At 61.3% G+C, this 22,428-nt stretch carries 15 protein-coding genes; 7 read left to right on the top strand and 8 right to left on the bottom strand.

The annotated features are described in order from the left end of the window. Positions 1-82: 82 nt before the first annotated feature. The 8 genes from B8991_RS14575 to B8991_RS14540 form a co-directional block, all read right to left on the bottom strand. Positions 83-1,759 carry a formate--tetrahydrofolate ligase gene (locus B8991_RS14575; RefSeq protein WP_084353726.1) on the bottom strand — a complete coding sequence of 559 codons (1,677 nt, stop codon included), beginning with the start codon at positions 1,757-1,759 and terminating at the stop codon, positions 83-85. Positions 1,760-1,810: 51 nt separating this feature from the next. Next, positions 1,811-4,591, bottom strand: a complete 2,781-nt coding sequence (gene fdhF / locus B8991_RS14570) for a formate dehydrogenase subunit alpha (protein ID WP_084353725.1) — start codon at positions 4,589-4,591, stop codon at positions 1,811-1,813. Continuing rightward, the gene (locus B8991_RS14565) at positions 4,588-6,345 is read right to left on the bottom strand and encodes an NAD(P)H-dependent oxidoreductase subunit E (RefSeq protein ID WP_084353724.1); all 1,758 of its coding nucleotides are present in this window, start codon (positions 6,343-6,345) and stop codon (positions 4,588-4,590) included. Before B8991_RS14565 ends, fdhF begins: the two co-directional genes overlap by 4 nt. 587 nt (positions 6,346-6,932) lie before the next feature. Next, positions 6,933-8,207 carry a serine hydroxymethyltransferase gene (glyA, locus tag B8991_RS14560; protein ID WP_084353723.1) on the bottom strand — a complete coding sequence of 425 codons (1,275 nt, stop codon included), beginning with the start codon at positions 8,205-8,207 and terminating at the stop codon, positions 6,933-6,935. 78 nt (positions 8,208-8,285) lie between these two features. After that, positions 8,286-8,816 (bottom strand): sarcosine oxidase subunit gamma, encoded by a 531-nt coding sequence (locus B8991_RS14555; protein WP_084353722.1) that lies wholly within the window; start codon positions 8,814-8,816, stop codon positions 8,286-8,288. Between the two features lie 13 nt (positions 8,817-8,829). Beyond that, complete coding sequence (locus B8991_RS14550; RefSeq protein ID WP_084353721.1) at positions 8,830-11,832, bottom strand: sarcosine oxidase subunit alpha; 3,003 nt, start codon at positions 11,830-11,832, stop codon at positions 8,830-8,832. Then, positions 11,829-12,128 carry a sarcosine oxidase subunit delta gene (locus B8991_RS14545; RefSeq protein WP_084353720.1) on the bottom strand — a complete coding sequence of 100 codons (300 nt, stop codon included), beginning with the start codon at positions 12,126-12,128 and terminating at the stop codon, positions 11,829-11,831. The genes B8991_RS14550 and B8991_RS14545 overlap by 4 nt, the downstream gene beginning before the upstream one ends. Before the next feature lie 11 nt (positions 12,129-12,139). Continuing rightward, positions 12,140-13,393 (bottom strand): sarcosine oxidase subunit beta family protein, encoded by a 1,254-nt coding sequence (locus tag B8991_RS14540; protein WP_084353719.1) that lies wholly within the window; start codon positions 13,391-13,393, stop codon positions 12,140-12,142. A gap of 103 nt (positions 13,394-13,496) precedes the next feature. On the opposite strand from B8991_RS14540, the gene B8991_RS14535 reads away from it, so the two are divergent. The 7 genes from B8991_RS14535 to B8991_RS14505 all read left to right on the top strand — a co-directional run bounded on the left by B8991_RS14535 (position 13,497) and on the right by B8991_RS14505 (position 22,427). Next, positions 13,497-14,510 (top strand): GlxA family transcriptional regulator, encoded by a 1,014-nt coding sequence (locus B8991_RS14535; protein WP_084353718.1) that lies wholly within the window; start codon positions 13,497-13,499, stop codon positions 14,508-14,510. Positions 14,511-14,663: 153 nt separating this feature from the next. Continuing rightward, positions 14,664-16,112, top strand: coding sequence for an MFS transporter (locus B8991_RS14530; protein ID WP_084353717.1), 1,449 nt, complete (start codon positions 14,664-14,666; stop codon positions 16,110-16,112). Positions 16,113-16,243: 131 nt separating this feature from the next. Beyond that, the gene (locus B8991_RS14525) at positions 16,244-17,263 is read left to right on the top strand and encodes a Gfo/Idh/MocA family protein (RefSeq protein WP_084353744.1); all 1,020 of its coding nucleotides are present in this window, start codon (positions 16,244-16,246) and stop codon (positions 17,261-17,263) included. After that, positions 17,260-18,831: an acyl CoA:acetate/3-ketoacid CoA transferase gene (locus tag B8991_RS14520; RefSeq protein WP_084353716.1), complete on the top strand. Its 1,572-nt coding sequence runs from the start codon at positions 17,260-17,262 to the stop codon at positions 18,829-18,831. Before B8991_RS14525 ends, B8991_RS14520 begins: the two co-directional genes overlap by 4 nt. Beyond that, the gene (locus B8991_RS14515) at positions 18,828-19,595 is read left to right on the top strand and encodes an enoyl-CoA hydratase/isomerase family protein (protein ID WP_084353715.1); all 768 of its coding nucleotides are present in this window, start codon (positions 18,828-18,830) and stop codon (positions 19,593-19,595) included. The genes B8991_RS14520 and B8991_RS14515 overlap by 4 nt, the downstream gene beginning before the upstream one ends. A gap of 3 nt (positions 19,596-19,598) precedes the next feature. Next, on the top strand, positions 19,599-21,125 hold the full coding sequence (locus B8991_RS14510; protein ID WP_084353714.1) for an aldehyde dehydrogenase family protein: 1,527 nt from the start codon (positions 19,599-19,601) through the stop codon (positions 21,123-21,125). A 51-nt stretch (positions 21,126-21,176) separates the two neighbouring features. Further along, entirely contained in the window at positions 21,177-22,427 is a 1,251-nt protein-coding gene (locus B8991_RS14505) for an ABC transporter substrate-binding protein (RefSeq protein WP_084353713.1), read from the top strand. The last annotated feature ends 1 nt before the right edge of the window (position 22,428 follow it).

The following is a 22,428-nucleotide window of genomic DNA, read 5'->3' as shown; positions in this document are numbered from 1 at the left end:
CACCACCAAAAGTCAGAACCAGGCGGCAGATGGGAGGGTGGGCGGGGCGTCGGCGCAGCCGCGCGACGTCCCGCCCGTCAAGTCAAAACAACCCTTCGACGTCGCCGTCTGCGTTGAGCCTGATATTCTCCGCCGAAGGCACGCGCGGCAGGCCGGGCATGGTCATGATTTCACCGCAGATCACCACCACGAAACCCGCGCCCGCACTCAGACGAACCTCGCGGACCGGCACGCTGAACCCGGTAGGCGCACCGCGACGATCGGGATCGGTGGTAAAGCTGTATTGGGTCTTGGCCATGCAGATTGGCAGATTGCCATATCCCTGCGCTTCCCATTCCTTGAGCTGATTGCGAACCTTCTGATCCGCCAGCACCTCATCGGCGCGGTAGATCCGCTTGGCCACGGTTTCGATCTTCTGCATCAGTGGCATTTCGTCGGGATAGATCGGTGAGAAATTGGCGCTTTCACCATCGGCGATTTCGGCCACACGCGTCGCCAGATCGGCAGACCCTTCGGACCCCAACTCCCAATGACGCGACAGGATCGCCTCGGACCCCTGCCCCTTGACATATTCCTTGACCGCATCAACCTCGGCATCGGTATCCGTCACGAAATGGTTGATCGCAACGACCACCGGCACACCAAAGGATTTGACGTTCTCGATATGGCGGCCCAGGTTCGCGCAGCCCTTCTTGACCGCGTCCACGTTCTCAGCACCCAGATCAGCCTTGACAACGCCACCGTTCATCTTCATCGCCCGCACCGTGGCGACCAGCACCACACAGGACGGTGCCAGACCGGCCTTGCGGCATTTGATATTCATGAACTTCTCGGCACCCAGATCAGCACCGAAACCGGCTTCGGTCACGACGTAATCCGCAAGCTTCAGAGCGGTGGTTGTGGCGATGACCGAATTACAGCCATGCGCGATATTGGCGAAAGGTCCGCCATGCACAAAGGCCGGGTTGTTTTCCAGCGTCTGCACCAGGTTGGGCTGCATCGCGTCCTTCAGCAGAACGGTCATCGCGCCGTCGGCCTTGATGTCGCGAGCAAAGACCGGAGTCTTGTCGCGGCGATAGGCCACGATCATATCGCCAAGTCGTTTTTGCAGGTCTTCCAGATTCCGGGCGAGACACAAGATCGCCATGACCTCGGACGCGACGGTAATGTCGAACCCGGTTTCGCGCGGGAAGCCGTTGGCCACGCCGCCCAGGCTGGCAGTGATCTGGCGCAGCGCGCGGTCGTTCATGTCGACGATGCGGCGCCAAACGACGCGGCGCGTGTCGATCTCAAGCTCGTTGCCCCAGTAGATGTGGTTGTCGATCATAGCCGACAGCAACGAATGGGCAGAGGTGATCGCGTGGAAATCGCCCGTGAAATGCAGGTTCATTTCTTCCATCGGAACGATCTGTGCATAGCCGCCACCAGCAGCGCCACCCTTCATGCCGAAATTCGGTCCAAGCGAGGCTTCGCGGATACAAACGGCCGCTTTCTTTCCGATCCGGTTCAGACCGTCGCCCAGACCCACGGTTGTTGTCGTCTTGCCTTCACCGGCAGGTGTCGGGTTGATCGCGGTGACAAGGATCAGCTTGCCATTGCTATTCTTCTGCACCCCGTCGATGAAGGTCTGGCTGACCTTCGCCTTGTCGTGGCCGTAGGGCAGCAGATCGTCGCTGCCGATGCCCAATTTCTCGCCGATCTCCTGGATGGGTCGTTTCTTCGCTTCGCGGGCGATTTGGATGTCGGTCTTGAAGGCCATTTGGTCGTGCTCCCTGTCAGGATTGAGTGCTGTGGTCTGTTGGATTGCCGATCATTCGGCAACCAATGCGCTGTCCGGTGCCTTTTCCACCCGGACGGCGGCGAACTTGAATTCCGGAATCTTGCCGTAAGGGTCGATCGCCGGGTTGGTGAGAATATTGGCCGCGGCCTCGACATAGGCAAACGGCAGAAACACCATATCCTCCGAGATGGCGCGATCTGCTCGGGCCATGATCGTAATCGTACCCCGCCTGGTCGTCAGGTTGATCATCCCGCCCGGTTCCACGCCCATCTTACGCAAGGTTTTCGGATGCAGCGACGCGTTGGCCTCTGGCTCGACCGAATCGAGCACCTTGGCGCGGCGCGTCATTGATCCGGTATGCCAGTGCTCAAGCTGACGACCCGTGGTCAGGATCATCGGATACTCGGCGTCGGGCACCTCGTCAGGCGCGATCACGCTGGCGGGCGTGAACTTCGCACGACCATCAGGGCGCGGGAATCCATCCCCGAACACAACGGGCTGACCGGGATCTTCAGGTGACAGCGACGGGTAGGTGACCGCCTCGGTTTTCAGGCGTTCCCATGTGATGTTGTCAAGAGAGCGCATATTCACTGCCATCTCTTCGAACACCTGACCGGGATCAGTATAGGTCCAGCCCAAGCCAAGACGTTTGGCGAGTTCAACCTCGATCCACCAGTCCTCTTTCGCGTCGCCAGGCGGTGGCACGGCCTGACGCACCATCTGCACCTGCCGGTTGGTGTTGCTGACCGTGCCGGATTTCTCATACAGGGTCGAGGCGGGCAGAAGGACATCGGCATAGTTCGCCGTCTCGGTCAGGAAGATGTCCTGAACGACCAGATGCTCCAGCTTGGCAAAGGCCTCGCGGGCGTGATCCACATCCGGGTCCGACATCGCCGGGTTCTCGCCCAGAATATACATCGACCGCGTGTGGCCCGCATGAATGTCATCGACGATCTCGGTGACGGTCAGACCCTTCTCATTGCTGAAATCCTCGCTGCCCCAAACGTCCGTGAACGCCTTTCGGACATTGTCATCCGTGACGGACTGGTAGTCCGGCAAGAACATCGGAACCAGACCCGCATCGGACGCGCCCTGCACGTTGTTCTGCCCGCGCAATGGGTGAAGTCCGGTGCCCGGCCGTCCAATCTGACCGGTCATCAGCGCCAGCGAAATCAGGCAGCGCGAATTGTCGGTGCCATGGATGTGCTGGGAAACGCCCATGCCCCAGAAGATCATCGCGGATTTGGCCCCGGCAAAGGTCCGTGCCACATCGCGCAGCACATCTGCCTCGATGCCGCAGATCTCGGCCATCTTTTCGGGGCTGAAATCCTTCAGATGGGCCTTCTCGGCTTCCCAGTTTTCGGTATAGGCGTCGATATACTGCTGGTCGTAAAGCTTTTCCTCGACGATCACATGCATGATCGCGTTCAGCATCGACACGTCCGCGCCGGGGCGGAACTGCAACATATGGCTGGCGAAACGGCGCAAACCGACTCCGCGCGGGTCCATGACGATCAGCTTGCCACCGCGCTTGGTGAACTGCTTGAAGAACGTGGCGGCGACGGGGTGGTTTTCCACCGGGTTGGCCCCGATGATGATCGCCACATCGGCATTTTCGATCTCGTTGAAGGTCGCCGTGACAGCACCGGACCCGACGTTTTCGATCAGAGCGGTTACCGAGGACGCGTGGCACAGGCGCGTGCAGTGGTCGACGTTGTTATGCTTGAACCCTTCGCGGATCAGCTTCTGAAACAGATAAGCTTCTTCGTTGGTGCATTTGGCAGAGCCGAAGCCCGCGACAGCCTTGCCGCCATGCGCCTGCGCGATCCGCGCCATGCCACCGGCCGCGAAGTCGAGCGCCTCGTCCCAGCTGGCTTCGCGGAAATGGGTGGACAGATCGCCCGGATCGACGTTCAGCCCCTTGGGCGGCGCGTCCTCGCGGCGGATCATCGGTTTGGTCAGGCGGTGGGGGTGGTGGATATAGTCGAAACCGAACCGCCCCTTGACGCAAAGCCGTCCTTCGTTTGCAGGACCATTGATCCCGTCCACATATTTGACGCGGCCATCCTTGACCTTGAGGCTGACCTGACAGCCCACACCGCAGAACGGGCAGACAGATTCAACCTCTTTGTCGAAATCGGCACTGTCGCCGACCTGCGCTTCATCAACGACTGTGGCGGGCATCAAAGCCCCTGTCGGGCAAGCCTGCACACATTCGCCGCAGGCCACACAGGTACTGTCGCCCATCGGGTCGGCCAGATCGAATGTCGGATAGGCATCATGCCCGCGACCGGACATACCGATCACGTCATTGACCTGAACTTCACGGCACGCCCGGACGCACAGCCCGCATTGAATGCAGGCGTCCAGATTGACCGACATCGCAACATGGCTGTCGTCGAGCAGCGGAATGCGGCCTTCCTCCAATTTGGGAAAGCGGCTTTCGCTGACGCCCTGCATTTCCGCCATGTCCCAGAAATGGCTGGATTTGTCGTGGGCGACGTCTTGTTCAGGCTGATCGGCCAGCAGCATCTCGACCACCATCTTGCGGGCATTGGTGGCGCGCGCGTTGTTGGTGGTGACGACCATTCCCTCGGCCGGCTCACGGATGCACGAGGCGGCCAGTACGCGTTCGCCTTCGATCTCGACCATGCAGGCGCGGCAGTTGCCGTCCGGCCGGTATCCCGGCGCGGGCTTGTGGCACAGATTGGGAATTACCAGGCCGCGGCCATTGGCCACTTCCCAGATTGTCAGACCCGCCTTTGCTTCTACGGTCTCACCATCGAGGGTGAATGTGACTGTGTCGCTCATTGCGGTTGCTCCTTGCTTTCAAGCCCTCGGTCAGAGGCATTGCTTTCGGCATTATTGGCCGGGCCGGCGCTGACTTCATCCGCGAAATGTTTCATCACCAACCGGATCGGGTTGGGTGCGGCCTGCCCCAGCCCGCAGATCGACGCATCGACCATCGCGGTGCTCAATTCCTCAAGCAAGCCCTGATCCCAGGTGTCGGCCTGCATCAGTTTGACCGCCTTTTCGCAACCCACCCGGCACGGCGTGCATTGGCCACAGCTTTCATCCTCGAAGAAGCGCAGCATGTTCAGGGCCGCCGCCTTTGCACTGTCCGCCTCGGACAGCACCACAACAGCAGCAGAGCCGATGAAGCTTCCATGCGGCTGCAACGTATCAAAGTCCAGTGGCACGTCATCAAGCGAGGCAGGCAGCAGGCCCGAGGAAGGGCCGCCCGGCTGGTAGGCCTTGAAAACATGACCATCCGCCATGCCACCGCAGGCTTCGATGATGTCCAGAATGGTGGAACCTGCTGGCAAAAGGTAAACGCCCGGCTTGGCCACCCGGCCCGATACCGAATAGCTGCGCAGCCCCGTGCGCCCGTTCCTTTCTGTCGTGTTCAGGCATTCCGGCCCTTCACGGCAGACCCGCGCGATCCACAGCAGAGTCTCGACGTTATGCACCAGCGTGGGTCGCCCGAAGACGCCGACCGCCGCCACATAGGGCGGACGATGACGGGGCATGCCGCGCTTGCCCTCGATGCTTTCGATCATCGCGGATTCTTCGCCGCAGATATAGGCACCGGCACCGCGCCGCAGCTCGATAAAGCCAGGCTTCACGATGCCCGCCTGTTCCAGCGCCGCGATTTCGCGCGCCAGAATTTCCAGCACGGCAGGATATTCATCGCGCATATAGATAAAGCAGGTATCGGCCTCGACCGCCCAGGCGGCGATCAACATGCCTTCGAGGAACAGATGCGGCGTGCGTTCAAGATAGTAGCGGTCCTTAAACGTGCCCGGTTCGCCTTCATCGCCATTGACGGCCAGATAGCGCGGCCCGGCATTCCCGCGTACGAAACCCCACTTCGTGCCAGATGGGAAACCGGCCCCGCCCAGGCCACGCAGCCCGGATTCCTTGATGGTGGCCTGAACCTTTTCCCAGTCGCCGTTCTTGCGCAGGGATTTCAGCGACTCGTAACCGCCCTCGCTGACATAAGCGTCGAATTGCTCGTAATCGGGCAGATGTGCGTGGGTGTCCTGCGCTTCGATGGCTTGGCGCACCTTTTCGGGTGTCGCGTGATCTATATGGTTGTGGCCAAGCTCCAGCACCGGGGCCGTATCGCAACGCCCCATGCAGGGCGCCCGCAACACGCGAACCTCGCTGGCGTCCAACCCGTCCTCCAGCGCCGCCTTCAGTTGCTGCGCGCCAGCCAGCTCGCATGACAGCGAATCGCACACGCGAATGGTCAGTGCGGGCGGCGGTGTCTCGCCTTCCTTGACCACGTCGAAATGTGCGTAGAAGGTCGCGACTTCGTAGACCTCTGCCATGCTCACACGCAATTCCTCGGCCAAAGCGCGAAGATGTGCGGCGGACAGATGTCCGTATTCGTCCTGAATCAGGTGGAGATATTCGATCAACAGGTCACGGCGGCGCGGCGCAGCGCCCAAAAGGCTACGGACCTCGTCCCAGGCCTGATCCTGCAACTGACGTCCCTTGGGCGTATGCCGCCCCTTGCCCTTGCCTGATTTCCAAACGCCTTTTTGCTGATCCAAAGCCATCGGTGCAAGTCTCCCTGTTATTCCCATTGTTTAACTAATTTTCCTTTAGGTCAACATGTTTTGGCTTCACATTCTGCGAGTCTGGGCAGCTATAACGAGGATTTATTCATAAAATCGTCATATCCGACTATCCAAAAAGTTATTATAGATACATAAGGTTAGGTGGCAGCTTCACAAACCGCGCGCCAGAACCATTAAAATTAGAACGCAATTTTTCGAGGCAAAGCGTTCCGTGACCACGACGCTCCAAAAAACCGCTATCAACCCGCTCGAAGGGTAAAAGTGTCGGCTGCGTCGTTTGTCACGCTCATCGCAATATCAAGCCGTTGCGGAAAGATCGAGGAAAAGGCAGACCAATCACAGTCGACACCGGCGCGGCAGGTGTCGCCCCAGAGTCGTCAGGTCAATGACTGTGGCAATTGCTGACGGCCATGTTGTCACCCGGCCCCCAGATCACATCACTCTTCTCATGCTAGAACAGAATAGCCCGCACCGCCGGGGACCAACCGCGCCGCAGCCGTCACCGTGTGCAACGATGACGGCCGACACCGGGCTTGAAAGTGGCGAAGACGGACAGAAATTTCGGGTTACGCGTCGTTGGCGTAGATCGGATGCGCGGCACACAGCGCACGAACGTCATCCAGCACAGCCGCCTCGACCGCCGCATCGCCTTCGGGATTGTCTGCAAGTGCGTCGATCACCTTCAGGATCAACTCGCCGACCTTGCGGAACTCCACTTCACCAAAGCCACGCGTTGTGCCTGCGGAGGTGCCAAGACGCACGCCGGAGGTAACAAACGGCTTTTCAGGATCGAAGGGGATAGCGTTCTTGTTGCAGGTCAGCCCTGCCCGCTCCAGTGCAATTTCTGCCGCCTTGCCGGTCACACCCTTGGGGCGCAGATCGACCAGAACCATGTGGCAATCGGTGCCGCCGGACACGACGCCCAGACCGCCCGCAACCAGTACCTCGGACAGCGCGCGCGCATTGGCGATCACGTCCCTGGCGTATTGCTTGAACGAAGGCTCCAGCGCCTCGCCGAAGGCCACGGCCTTGGCCGCGATGACATGCATCAGCGGGCCGCCCTGATTTCCGGGGAACACGGCGGAATTGAACTTCTTGGCCAGCGCCTCGTCATTGGTGAGGATCATGCCACCGCGCGGGCCGCGCAGCGTCTTGTGGGTGGTGGTGGTCACGACATGGGCGTGCGGCAACGGATCGGGATATTCGCCCGCCGCGATCAGCCCTGCGTAATGCGCCATGTCGACCATAAGATAGGCACCCACCTCGTCCGCGATCTCGCGGAACGCAGCAAAATCCATATGGCGCGGATAGGCAGAAGCGCCTGCCACGATCAGTTTGGGCTCTGTCTCCAACGCGGTCTTGCGCACATTGGCCATGTCTATCAGGTGATCGTCCCTGGAAACCTCATAGCTGACCACATCGAACCATTTGCCCGACATGGTGACGGGCGAGCCATGCGTCAGGTGCCCGCCATGCGCTAGGTCGAGCCCCATGATGCGGTCGCCCGGTTGAAGCAGCGCCAAAAACACCGCTTGGTTGGCCTGTGCGCCGGAATGCGGTTGCACGTTGGCAAAGCCCGCGCCGAACAGCTCTCGCGCGCGGTCAATGGCGATCTGCTCGACCGTATCGACATGTTCACAGCCGCCATAGTAGCGCTTGCCCGGATAGCCTTCGGCATATTTGTTCGTCAGCACCGATCCTTGCGCCTTCAACACATCGACACTTACGATATTTTCCGATGCAATCAACTCGATCTGGTTCTGCTGGCGGTCAAGTTCATGGCTGACGGCATCAGCAATGGCAGTATCGGTGATGCAGGTGGTTTTAGCGGAATCGAGCATGTGAAGGGTCCTTTCAGACATAAGGAAGGGGTCGCGCCCTTTGTCAGGGCGCGTCAATTCTACGGTTGAGGTCGGGCGTTAAAGACCGATAGCCAATTCGCGCACGCCGATTTCAAGCAGGCCGTGCACATGCGGGAAGAAGGACCGCCAGACCTCAAGGCGGAACGCGTCGTCACCGTCACGGATCAGCACCACCTGTGCATAGTCAAAGACCGTGCGTTTCGCGTGCCCCACGGCCATGCGCGACAGGTCCAGCGGGCAGCAGGTCGATAGCAGGTCAATCGCCGCCGGTCCTGTGATTCCGATGATGATTTCCCGGTCGGACAGCACCGTTATACTGTGCGGGGTTTCGGCGCGGGCGGTATCGAAACCGGACATGATGGCGGACTGATCGACCTCAGCCGCATGCAGCAGCCATTCGTCCGGGCCGATGCAATAGGCCGCGCGATCGCCATTCCGCGCGCCCTCCCCGATCTTCGCCGGAAGGGTCAGGCCAAATATTCTGGAGGCAACCGCCAGATCGGCGGGCGCGATGCGCAGGTTGAACCGCGCCACCGGCGGCAGCACCGCGACGGATACCGCGTCAAAGGATGTCACAGGAGCATTCATCGGATCGTCCTCCTTATTCGACCTTCAGGCGTTCGCCTGCGGGATCATAAAACTGCGTTCCGGTCACCTTGGCCGTCACCGTGCCACCCGTTTCCGTGGGGATGTGCAACCTGTCGTCCATCCGGTCAAAACCACCTTCGACCAGCGCCATCGCGATGGAACGGCCCAGCACCTCCGACCAGTAGGACGAGGTTACATGCCCGATCATCTTCATCGGCTTGGGCTGGTTCGGATCGGCGACGATCTGCGCGCCTTCGGTCAGCACGGTCTTGGGATCGTCCGTCAGAAGACCCACCAGCTGCTTGCGCCCCTTCGCCACGATGTCAGGCCGGTCAAGCGAGCGTTTGCCGACAAAGTCGATCTTCTTCTTGCCGATGGCCCAGCCGATGCCCGCATCTTCGGGCGTCACGGTGCCGTCGGTGTCCTGACCCACGATGATAAAGCCCTTTTCGGCCCGCAAGACGTGCATGGTTTCGGTGCCATAGGGGCAGATGTCGTATTGCTGACCGGCGTCCCACAGCTTTTCCCAAAGCACCCTGCCATGGCGGGCGGGCACGTTGATCTCGAACCCCAATTCGCCGGTAAAGCTGATCCGGAAGAGCCGTGACGGAAAGCCCGCGACCGTGCATTCCACCACCGACATATGCGGCATGGCATCGGCGGAGATGTCCGCGCCTTCGACGAAAGGTTGCAACAGCTTGCGCGCGTTGGGGCCGTTCAGGGCAATGGTGGCCCATTCCTCGGTGGTCGAGGTCAGCCAGACCCTGAGATCGGGCCATTCGGTCTGAAGGTAATCCTCCATCATGTTCAGAACCCGCGCGGCACCGCCGGTCGTCGTGGTGACATGAAATAGATCATCGCGCATCCGGCCAATCACGCCATCGTCGCGGATGAACCCGTCCTCGCCCAGAAGCAGGCCATAGCGCGCACGGCCGACGCCCAGCTTGGTCCAGGGGTTTGTGTACATGCGGTTCATGAACTCGGTCGCATCGGGGCCGGACACTTCGATCTTGCCCAGGGTGGACGCGTCGAAAATGCCCACGCTTTCGCGTGTGGCCTTGCACTCGCGCGCGACGGCCTTGTGCATATCCTCGCCCGCTTGCGGAAAGTACCAGGCCCGCCGCCACAGCGCGACCGGTTCATACTCTGCGCCGTTTTCCTCGGCCCAGTCGTCGATCGGCGTCTTGCGCGTGACCTCGAAATGTGCGCCCTTGTGATAGCCCGCAAAGGCCCCGAATGTGGTCGGCGTATAGGGCGGGCGGAAGGTCGTCAGACCAACCTGGGGTGCCTCTTTCCCCAGCGCATCGGCGGCAATGGTCAAACCGTTCATATTGGAAAGCTTGCCTTGGTCGGTTGCCATGCCGTTGGTGGTGTAGCGCTTGACATGCTCGATAGATTTCATGCCCTCGCGCACGGCCAGCCGGATGTCCTTGGCGGTCACATCGTTCTGGAAATCGACGAAAGCCTTGGCCTTGCCGGGGCTGCGGTCGGTGGGCAGTTCCTTCTGCGTGATCCCGGACCCTGTGCGGTCATCGGCGACCTCGAACGTCGCCGCTCCGGCAGAGCCACCCAGCGACCGGACGGCATCCGCGCCCGCCTTGGTGCCGTCCTCAAGTGCGGCGGCAATGCCCCAAAGGCCGCGTCCTGCGCCTGCGATATGCACGTCTTCGGTCTTGTGGCCGGGCAGATAGGCCTTGGCCTCTGCGTCCCAATCCAAAGATCCCTTGGTATGCGAGAACAGATGCAGCGACGGCGTCCAGCCACCGCAGACCAGAACCGCGTCGCAGGACAGCATCTTTTCAGCGCCGACCTTGCCGTTGTGAACCGGATTGATCCGCAGCGCTGCGACCCGAAGACGCCCCTTGGTGGCCGTGGCGGTATGGCCCAGATGGATCGGGATGCCGCGCGCGCGGGCGTCGTTCTGCAAGGCTTGCGGCACGGACTCGCGGGTATCGACAATCGCCACGACCTTTGCGCCGGCGTCCGCCATGTCGAAGGCGCTGTACCACGCGCTGTCATGGCTGGTCAGCACCACGGGCTGCTTGCCCACCAGCACCCCAAAGCGGTTGAGGAAAGTCTGCGCCGCCCCCGCCAGCATCACGCCGGGACAATCATTGCCGTCGAACACCATCGGCCGTTCAATGGCCCCCTGGGCCAGCACCACCTCTTTGGCGCGCACCCGCCACATGCGTTCGCGCGGGGCACCTTCGGGCACGTCGCCCATGTGATCGGTCAGCTTTTGCACCATGCCGATCATGTTCTGATGGTAATACCCCGTCGCCGTGGTGCGCGTCATGCGGCGGACATTGGGCATGGCGTCAAGCTCTGCCATCGCGCCCGCCAGCCAGTCCCACGCGGGCCGGCCATCAATCGACACCGAAGGTTCGGACAAAAGCGTGCCGCCCATTTCGGCGGTCTCGTCCACCAGCACCACTTTGGAACCGGCCCGCCCGGCGGTCAGCGCCGCGGCAATACCCGACGGACCGGAGCCGATGACCAGCACATCGCAATGCAGATAGCGGCTGGCATAGTGATCGGGATCCACCTCGGTCGGAGCCTTGCCCAGTCCGGCGGCCTTGCGGATCAGCGGCTCGTATACGCTGTCCCAGAAACTGCGCGGCCACATGAAGGTCTTGTAGTAGAAGCCCGCCGAAAACAGCATGTAGAGGCGGTCGTTGATTGCCCCCAGATCGAATTTGAGGCTGGGCCATTTGTTCTGGCTTTCGGTCGTCAGACCGGGATAGATTTCCTGGATGGTGGCGCGGGTGTTCGGCTCGAACCGGCCCTTGCCCCGTGTCGTGCCGACCAGCGCATTCGGCTCGTCAGAGCCTGCCGTGACCACGCCGCGCGGGCGGTGATACTTGAAGCTGCGCCCCATGAGATGCACGCCATTGGCCAGCAGGGCCGAGGCGACGGTATCGCCTTCAAAGCCCCGATAGGTCTCGCCGTCAAAGGTAAAGCTCACCGGCTTGGCGCGGTTGACGCGGCCCCGGCCTTCTACACGAAAATCGGTCATTGTGCGGGTTCCTTGCCGGAGGTGTCGGGGCGTGGCTCGCCTGCCTTGTAGGAGGTCACGAAACGGTCGCTGACCGTGTCGCGCAGCGCGTTGAAGAACCGCCCGCATCCGTTGATATGCCGCCAGCGTTCGGCATGGACGCCCTTGACGTTGCTGCGGATGAACAGGAAGTCGCGCCATTCCTCGTCGCTCAGCGCCGAGGGGTCTTGGGGGCGGTCGATATGCGCCTCGCCCGCATAGGCAAATTCCAGCTCGGGCAGCGCGTCGTCGCAATAGGGGCATTGTATCAAAAGCATATTGGTCTCCCTTAATGCGCCACGGCGGCGGCGGCGGCTTCGTCAATCAGACGGCCGGTGGTGAAGCGTTCCAGCGTGAAGGGCGCGTTGATCGGATGCGGTTCGTCCTTGGCCACGGTCCAGGCCAGCGTATGCGCCGCGCCCGGCGTCGCCTTGAAACCACCCGTTCCCCAGCCGCAATTGACGTAAAGCCCCCTGACCGGCGTCTTGCCCAGAATGGCCGACCGGTCCGGCGTCACATCGACGATGCCGCCCCATTTGCGCAGCATCCGCATGCGGTTGAAGATCGGGAACACCTCGCAGATGGCCGCCACGGTATGTTCGATCAGTGGTAGACCGCCGCGCTGCGAATAGCTGGTATATTGGTCGGTGCCCGACCCGATGACCAATTCGCCCTTGTCGGACTGGCTGATATAGGCGTGCACGGTGTTCGACATCACGACGCAGGGAAAGACCGGCTTTATCGGCTCGGATACCAGCGCCTGAAGCGGATAGCTTTCCAGTGGCATACGCACGCCTGCGCTGTCCATCACGACGCTGGTGTGACCGGCGGCGGACACCGCGACCTTCCTGGCCTTGATAAAACCCTTCCCGGTCTCGACGCCTTCGACGGCACCATCCGCCCCGCGCCGGATCGAGATCACCGGGCAATTCTGGATGATATCGACACCGCGTTTGGCGGCGGCACGGGCATAGCCCCAGGCCACGGCATCATGGCGCGCGGTGCCAGCGCGCTGCTGCAAGGCGGCACCCATCACGGGATAGCGCGCATCGGGCGAGATGTTCAGCGGCGGGCAAAAGGCCTTTGCCTCTTTCGGGGTCAGCCAGCGGTTGTCGACGTCGTTCAGACGGTTGGCGTGGATATGGCGCTGGAAGGACTGCACGTCATGCACGTTATGCGCCAGCATCATCACGCCGCGCTTGGAATACATGACGTTGTAGTTCAACTCGGTGCTCAGGTTCTCCCACAGATCAAGCGCATGATCGAACAGCCGCGCGCTTTCGTCATAGAGGTAGTTCGACCGGATGATCGTCGTGTTCCGGCCCGTATTGCCACCGCCCAGCCAGCCCTTCTCGATCACCGCGACATTGGTGATGCCGTGCTCCTTGGCCAGATAGTAAGCTGCACCCAGACCGTGCCCGCCCGCACCAACGATGATCACGTCATACTCATCTTTGGGCTGCTTGTCGGGCCATTGCTCGGGCCAGTTCTTGTGGCCCGATATTGCGTTCTTGAGAAGCGACATCGCAGAGAAATGGGTCATGGTGCAGTCTTTCCGAGCGGACAAATTTGAACCTTGTGAAGATTTGCACACTCGCCCGATACAAGACTGTATAATTACGTCATCCTTGCGTTAATATATCGCCATGCCAAAACCCGAATCCACAGCCCGAACAGACCGTGCCCGCCTGCGCGTGGGCTTTATCCTGACGCGGCGGTTCACGATCTGCGCCTTTGCCAATTTTGTCGATGTTCTGCGGCTGGCCTCGGACGAGGGCGATCGTTCCCGCCCGATCCTGTGCAACTGGCGCGTGCTCTCCGCCGACATGAATCCCGTCAAATCATCAAGCGGGGTCAGCGTGCAGCCTGACGAACGTCTGGGTGATCCGACGCGCTTTGACTATATCGTGGTCATCGGTGGCCTTATGGGAGAGCTGGAGCAGCTTGAACCAGCCTATTCGGCCTTCCTGCACCGCGCCGCCGGCGCGCGTATCCCGCTGGTCGGGGTCTGCACCGGATCTTTCGTTCTTCATGGTGCGGGCCTGTTGGAGGGATACCGCTGTTGCGTCAGCTGGTTCCATCACAATGACTTTCTGGAACAGTTTGACGGATTGGTGCCGGTCTCCGACCAGATTTTCGTCGTCGACCGCGATCGGCTGACGTGTTCGGGCGGGACAAGTTCCGCGCATCTGGCCGCCTATCTGGTCGAGCGTCACATCAGCCGCAGTGCGGCACGCAAAAGCCTGTCGATCATGATGATTGACGAAGCCATGGAAGCAGATCGTCCGCAACCGGGCCTGCCTCTTGATCTTACGACAAGCGACCCGGTGGTGCGGCGCACCTTGCTGCTGTTGCAACAGTCGCTGGAGTCGCCACCCACCGTTTCGACCCTGGCGGCACGCTTGAAAATCAGCCCGCGCACATTGGAAAGACACTTTCATTCCGCCCTCAAGATCACGCCGTTCGAGGCGGGCAAAAGGATACGTCTGGCACATGCCGAACGGCTTTTGCAGCGGACCCAACGTTCCGTCACCCAGATTGCGCAGGAAACAGGGTTCTCGGATGTGTCCCATTTCATTCGCGTTTTCAAAACCACCTACAAGACCACACCCGAAGTTTGGCGCGCCCAGCAAGAACTGCACATCGTCGCACAGGCGTGAACAGACCGGATCTGTCGCAGCTTGGTGCATTTACGGTCGCTTTGCGCGCCAAGCCAGTCGCGCACTTGCCCCACGACAAACACCTGCTTCAGATTGACGGCACATCCTGATAGGGCTGACCTTCTGCACCTTCCTCCACAGAAAGTCGTCAAGATGGATAAGCTGGACACGAACGGGACAAATTCCGCGGCACCCCAAGGCGACTTCGCGCCCGACCCGGTCCGCTGGCGCGTTCTGTTCGTGCTTCTGGTCACGATCTTCATGACGCTCATCAGCGTGAGCATTGTCAACGTCGCGCTGCCGGCCATCGGGCATGGAATAGGGGCGTCACAATCCGATCTGCAATGGGTGCTGTCGGGCTATGCGCTGACCTTCGGTGTGGTGCTGGTCGCAGCAGGACGCGCAGGCGACATCATGGGTCGTGGCGGATTGTTTCTGATCGGCGTGGCGATTTTCACCATTTCATCGATTGCTGCGGGGATGGCACCCGATGCGACATGGCTCAATGTCGCGCGGTTCGTGCAAGGGATCGGATCGGGGCTGGTCAACCCTCAGGGGCTTGGCATGATCCAGCATTATTTCCGCGGCGAGGAACGGGGCCGCGCCTTCGGCTATCTGGGCACGGCGATCGGCTTTTCCGTTGCTATCGGCCCGGTATTGGGCGGGCTGCTGATCGAACTGGGCGGGCCTGACATCGGCTGGCGACTGACCTTTCTGGTCAATGTACCGATTGGCGTCATCGCGATAATCTTCGGGCTGATGTGGTTCCCGCGCCCTCTGATCCGGCGCCTTCCCGGTGTGGGCACCGGACTGCGTTCGCTTGATCCTGTGGGTGCGGTTCTTTTGGGGCTGGCCGTGCTGGCGATCCTGTTTCCCTTTGTCGAAGCGCGCGACACCCCTGCCCTTTGGTCCTTGCTGCCAGCCGGACTGCTTCTGCTCTGGCTCTGGCTGGCTTGGGAAAGGCGCTATGTCCGCCTTGGTCACAGCCCGATGGTTGATCTCGAGATATTCAAACTCCACAGTTATACTAGGGGTATTTCGATCATGTCATTCTACTTCATGGGCTTGCCCGGCATTTGGGTGCTGGTTGCGCTTTATGTACAAGAGGGCGATGGCAGAACGGCGCTTGAAGCCGGGTTTTTCGGCGCACCCGCAGCACTTCTTGGCGCGTACACAGCCCACTGGGCCGGAAGCAGGGTCGCGCGCTACGGGCACAAGATGATTGTTTTCGGCCTGTGCCTGACCCTGATCGGTCTGGCCCTCAGCATGATTGTCGTCATACTGCATGAGGCGGGTCATCTGGACGTCTGGTGGCTTATGGCGTCGCTCTGTGCGGTCGGCGTGGCGCAGGGGCTTGTCATCAGCCCCAACCAGACGCTGACATTGGAAGAGGTGCCGCTGGATTATGCTGGCAGTTCGGGTGCCATCATGCAAACCGGTCAACGCATAGGCACTGCCATCGGCTTTGCCCTTATCACCGCCGCGACCTTCGCGACCCTCGCGATGACGTCATGGGCCGTGGCAGTCACAGTCGGATTCGGATTGATCTCACTCATGGTGTTGGCGTCTCTGCTGGTCGCTGCCAGAGACCTGCGCACATAGGGCTGACTTCGCAAACAGCTTGAGCAAGCGCGACAGTGCCTCGCGCAAGCCTGCGGCACCCGATTAGCGTGGCATCAGATTCTCTCTTGACTAAAACTGGAACGTTCCACTAACTTATGGAACGTTCCAAAATGCGGGAGGCTATCGTGAACTGGGTACTCATCGGCGCAAGCACCATTGCACGCGACTACATGATAGGCGCCATCCGTGCGCAGGGCGCGGGTCGGGTATCCTGGGTTGTCAGCGGCTCGCAGGAGCGCGCGGCGGAATATGCGCGACAGAACGATATCCCCGGTGCCACGTCGGATTTGGATGAGGCGTTGCGCGACCCGTCGATTGACGCTGTCTACATTTCGTCCACGAACGAAAAACACCAGTCGCAAGCAATCGCAGCAATTGCCGCCGGCAAGCATGTCTTGTGTGAAAAGCCCTTGTCCACCACCATTGAGGGCGCAACTGCGATGGTACGCGCGGCCAAGGCTGCCGGTGTCGTCTTTGCGACCAACCACCATCTGCGCTGCGCCGGAAGCCACCGGGCGATCCGGTCCCTGATCCGCGACAATGCTATCGGTCGGGTTCTGTCCATGCGCGTGTTTCATGCCGTGCATCTGCCCGAAGGGCTGCGCGGCTGGCGGCTGGACAATCCGGACGCAGGCGGCGGGGTGATCCCCGATATTACTGTGCATAACGCCGACCTCGTGCGGTTCATCCTCGGCGAAGACCCACAGGATGTCGCGGCCCAGATGGGCGTGTCCGGTATGGGCAAGGGGGTCGAGGATTCGGCAATGTCGGTCTGGACCATGCCGTCGGGCGCGATGGTGATGAGCCACGAAAGCTTCACCCACCCCTTCGCCGGGTCGGGCATCGAAATACACGGAACCGAGGGGTCGATCTTTGCCAAGGGCGTCATGGGTCAGGACCCGGAGGGCGAAATCGAAATGGTCACAGCCGCCGGACGCAAACCCGTGCCGTTCGACAACCACAACCTCTACGACGAATCCGTACGCCGGTTCTGTGAGGCCGTGGCAGGCGATGGCACGCCTGCGGCCACGGGTCTGGACGGTATAAAATCGCTACAGGTCGCCATGGCCGTTCGTACCTCCGCCCGTACTGGCCAACGCCAGACGCTGAAATACGAGGAAATCGCATGACCAAGGTCACCAGCGCGGAACATGCCGCCGCTAAAATCCCCGACGGCGCCACGCTGACAGTGTCGTCCTCCTCCGCCCTCGGATGCCCGGATCTGGTGTTGAAGGCGCTCGGCGCGCGTTTCGACGCCGAAGGCCACCCGACAAACCTGACCAGCATACATCCGATTGCTGCGGGCGACATGTACGGGGTGAAAGGCGTCGATCATATTGCCAAGGATGGGCTTTTGGCGCGTATCCTGGGCGGTTCCTACCCGTCCGGCCCGTCGTCAAAGCCGATGCCAGAGATCTGGCGCATGGTGGTCGAAAACCGCGTCGCTGCCTATAACGTGCCTTCCGGCATCCTGTTCGACATGACCCGCGAAGCGGCGGCCAACCGGCCCGGCGTGCTGACCAAGGTGGGGATGGACACGTTTGTCGATCCGGTCCGCGAAGGCTGTGCGATGAACGACCGCGGCGCCGAGGCCCCGATCGTCAGGCGCGTGGAGTTCGATGGCGACACCTGGCTGCACTTCCCCAATATCGTGCCGAACGTGGCGATCCTGCGCGCCACCACTGCGGATGAACACGGCAACCTGACCTATGAACACGAAGGCGCATATCTGGGCGGGCTGGAACAGGCGATCTGCGTGCGCAATCACGGCGGGTTGGTCATCGCGCAGGTCAGCCAGGTCACCAAGCGCGGCTCGCTGCGTCCGCATGACGTCCGGGTGCCGGGGCATCTGGTGGATCTGGTCGTCATCGACCCCGATCAGAAACAGACCTGCGAAACGCCCTACGATCCGGCGATTTCCGGTCAGGTCATGCGTCCTTGGGACAGTTTTGCGTATGCCGAACCCGGTGTCGAGAAGATCATCGCCCGCCGCGCCGCGATGGAGCTGAAGCCGGGCATGACCGCAAATCTCGGCTTCGGGATCAGTGCCATGGTGCCGCGCATCCTGCTGGAAGAAGGCCACCCTGACGCGGTGACATGGGCGGTGGAACAAGGTGCCGTGGGCGGCGTGCCCCTGACCGGCTTCGCCTTTGGCTGTGCATCGAATGCCGACGCTTTCGTGCCCTCCCCGCAGCAATTCATCTATTTTCAGGGCGGCGGCTTTGACGTGTCCTTCCTGTCCTTCCTGGAGGTGGATGTGGAAGGCAATGTCAACGTCTCGAAACTGGGCAAGAAACCTTACCTCACCGCGGGGTGTGGCGGCTTTGTCGACATCACCTCTGGCGCGAAGAAAATCGTGTTCTCGGGCTGGTTCGAGGCCGGCGCGCAGATTGCCCTGTCCGACCAAGGCATCAAGGTCGAGGCACCGGGCAAATTCACCAAGATGGTCGAAGCGGTCGAACATGTGACCTTCTCGGGTGCCCGCGCCCGCAAGCTGGGACAAGAGGTTCTCTATATCACAGAGCGTTGCGTCATGCGCCTTGGCGAAACCGGTCTGGTCGCCACCGAAATCATGCCCGGTATTGATCCGGCGCGCGACATTGTCGAAGCGTCCGGCGGCCGCGTGACACTTGCCGGGGATGCGATCACGTTGCCACTCTCGCTGCTGGCGGATGCGCCGATGGGATGGGGGCAATGAGCACCGTTCACCTCATCCAACACGGCGCAATCGCAGAGCTGCGCTTGGACAATCCCGCCAAGATGAACGCCTTTACTGTCCAGATGCTGGACCAACTGGCCGCGCATCTTGAGGTGATCGAACGGGACACCACGATTGCCGCCCTAATCCTGACCGCCGAGGGCGACCGCGCTTTCTGCACCGGTGCCGACATCAACGGATGGGGCGATCTTGGCTCCGCCGAATTTGCCCGCCACTGGGTACGCGACGGCCACCGGATATTCGACCGGCTGGCGCGCCTGTCAAAACCCACCGTCGCGGCCATGCAAGGCCATGCCTTTGGCGGCGGGCTGGAACTTGCCGCCGCCTGCGACATCCGCGTGATGGCCCCCAAAGCCGCACTCGCCCTGCCCGAAGCGGGCGTCGGGATCGTCCCCGGATGGTCAGGCACGCAACGTCTGTTGCGTCTGCTGCCGGAACCGATGGTCAAGGAAATGGCGCTGTTCGGCAACCGCATCAAGGCGGACCGTGCGCTGGCCTGCGGCTTTGTCGCGGCTGTGGACCCTGATCCTCGCACGGTGGCGGAAACGCTGCTGGAACGCGCGATCACCCTGTCGCCCCGCGCGGTCGAGATTGCAAAGTCGATGATCCACGCCGCGCAGGACGAGGACCGGGCCGCCATGGTCGAAGCCTTGGGGAGCGCCGCAATCGCCGCGACGGAGGACCGGGCGGAGGGCGTGGCCGCCTTTCGCGCCAAACGCAAACCAGACTTCTCGGGAAGATAACGCATGCTGGATCTCAATATTCTTTCGGAACAGACCGTCGACATGCCGCAAACGCCCTATCAGGCCCGGCATTTCATCAACGGCACCTTCACCGACAGCGCCGATGGCCGGAAATCGGACCGCGTCTCGCCCTCGCATGGCATTGTTGTCAGTCAGGCCGCAGTTGGGTCAGAGGCCGAGGCCGAGGCCGCGATCAACGCCGCCCGCACCGCATTTGACGATGGCCGCTGGAGCGGCCTGTCGGCCAAGGATCGTGCGGCGGTTCTGAACAAGGTCGCCGACCTGATCGAACAGAACGAAGAGCGGCTCGCCGTGATCGAAACGCTGGAAAGCGGCAAACCGATTTCGCAATCGCGCGGCGAATGCGGCGGCGCGGCGGACCTGTGGCGCTATGCGGCCTCGCTGGCCCGCACGTCTCATGGCGACAGCCACAACACGCTGGGCGAGGATATTCTCGGGATGGTCCTCAAGGAGCCAATCGGCGTTGTCTCGATCATCACGCCGTGGAATTTTCCGTTCTGGATCCTCAGCCAGAAACTGCCCTTCGCGCTGGCCGCCGGATGTACCTGCGTGGTCAAACCGTCAGAAATGACCCCCTCGACCACCGCCATGCTGGGCGAGATGCTGCAAGAGGCAGGTCTGCCTGCCGGCGTCTGCAACATTGTGCTGGGCTACGGGACGCCGGTCGGCAGCCTGCTCAGCACCCACCGGGATGTGGACATGGTGACGTTCACCGGGTCCACCGCCGTGGGCAAGACGATCACCAAATCGGCGGGCGAAACGCTCAAGAAAGTCGCGCTGGAGCTTGGCGGCAAGAACCCGCAGGTGATCTTTGCCGATGCCGAACTGGACTCTGCTGCCGATGCCGTGACCTTCGGCGTGTATTTCAACGTCGGCCAGTGCTGCAATTCATCCAGCCGGATCATCGTGCACGAAGACATCGCGGGTGATTTCATAGCCCGTGTCGTCGCCCTGTCGCGCAAGGTGGTGTTCGGCAATCCGATGCATCCTGACACCCAGGTCGGGGCCATCGTGACCGCCGATCATCAGGCCAAGATCGACGGCTACGTCAAGGACGCCGTCGACGCGGGGGCCGAACTCTGCCTGGGCGGCGGCATCCTGAATGTGCCGGGGCTGGGCGATCAATTCTACCAGCCAACCATTGTGCGCGGCGTGACGCCCGACATGGCAATTGCCCGCGAGGAGGTCTTCGGCCCTGTCCTGACCGTACTGACATTCCGCGATTTCGACGAAGCTGTTGCTCTGACAAATGACTCGACCTACGGTTTGTCTGCGGGCGTCTGGAGCGAAAACGTCCACACCTGTCTTGCCTTTGCCCGCAAAGCGCAGGCGGGAACGGTCTGGACCAACACATGGATGGACGGATTTCCTGAAGTTGCGTTCGGCGGGATGAAGGAGTCGGGACAAGGGAGAGAGATCGGACGTTACGGATTTGAAGAATTCCTTGAGGTAAAATCACTGGTCATGCGCATCGGACGCAGCAGGGCACCTTGGGTGAAGACGGCCTGACACCGCCGCGGCGGTCGTCAGAAAACAAAAGTGAATATGGGAGGTTACCTAATGCATAAATATTTTGGTGGAAAAACGGCACTTGCCGCAGCGTTTCTGGCCACGGCCGGCATGGCGCAGGCGGCGGATGTCGAAGTGCTGCACTGGTGGACATCCGGTGGCGAAGCCTCGGCGCTGAACGTGCTGAAGGACGATCTGTCGGGTCAGGATATCGGCTGGCAGGACATGCCGGTGGCCGGTGGCGGCGGCACGCAGGCAATGACCGTGCTGCGCGCGCGCGTCACCTCCGGCAACCCGCCCACAGCCGTGCAGATGCTGGGCTTTGACATCACCGACTGGGCCAAGGAAGGCGCGCTTGCCAACCTCAACGACATCGCCGAAGAAGGCGGATGGAATGATGTGGTGCCCGCCGCGCTTCAGAAATTCTCGACCTATGACGGCCAGTGGGTCGCGGCCCCGGTGAACGTGCATTCCACCAACTGGGTCTGGGCGAACAAGGCCATCATGGACGAACTTGGCCTGGAAGAGCCGCAGACATGGAACGAATTCGTCGCGGCCCTTCAGGCGGCCAAGGATGCCGGATACGTGGCACTCGCGCATGGGGGTCAGGCCTGGCAGGAAGCCACTTTCTTTGACGGCGTCGTGCTGGCTGTCGGCGGCCCGGAATTCTATCAGGCATCAATGATCGACCTCGACGCAGAGGCGCTCGGTTCCGATCAGATGAAAGAGGTCTTCGACCGCATGGCCACGCTGCGCAGCTTTGTCGATGACAACTTCTCGGGCCGAGACTGGAACCTTGCGACCGCGATGGTGATCAACAAGGAAGCGGCGTTCCAGCTGATGGGCGACTGGGCCAAGGGCGAATTCCTGAACGCGGGCAAAGTCCCCGGCGAGGATTTTCTCTGCTTCCGTTTCCCCGGCAGCCAGGATCAGGTGACCTTCAACTCTGACCAATTCGCCATGTTCTCGCAGGGCGAAGGCGTGTCGGACGAGCAGGCCGCACTGGCCAATGCCATCATGTCGCCGGAATTCCAGATCGCCTTCAACAAGGTGAAAGGCTCTGTTCCGGCGCGGACAGATCTGGATGCAAGCGAGCTTGATGCTTGCGGCCAGCGCGCCTACGAGGACTTCAAGGCAGCCGATGCCAGCGGCAACCTTCTTGGCTCGATGGGGCATGGCCATGCCAACCCGGCCTCGGTCAAGAACGCCATGTATGACGTGATTACCGCGCATTTCAACGGCGAGTTCGACTCCGCGACAGCGGTAGAGGAACTGGTCACAGCCGTCGATATCTCGAAGTAAT

The sequence above is a fragment of the Primorskyibacter flagellatus genome, assembly GCF_900176485.1.
GTDB classification, from domain to species: domain Bacteria; phylum Pseudomonadota; class Alphaproteobacteria; order Rhodobacterales; family Rhodobacteraceae; genus Primorskyibacter; species Primorskyibacter flagellatus.
Note: the sequence above shows the minus strand (reverse complement) of the source record. Positions and strands in the feature narration are given on the sequence as shown.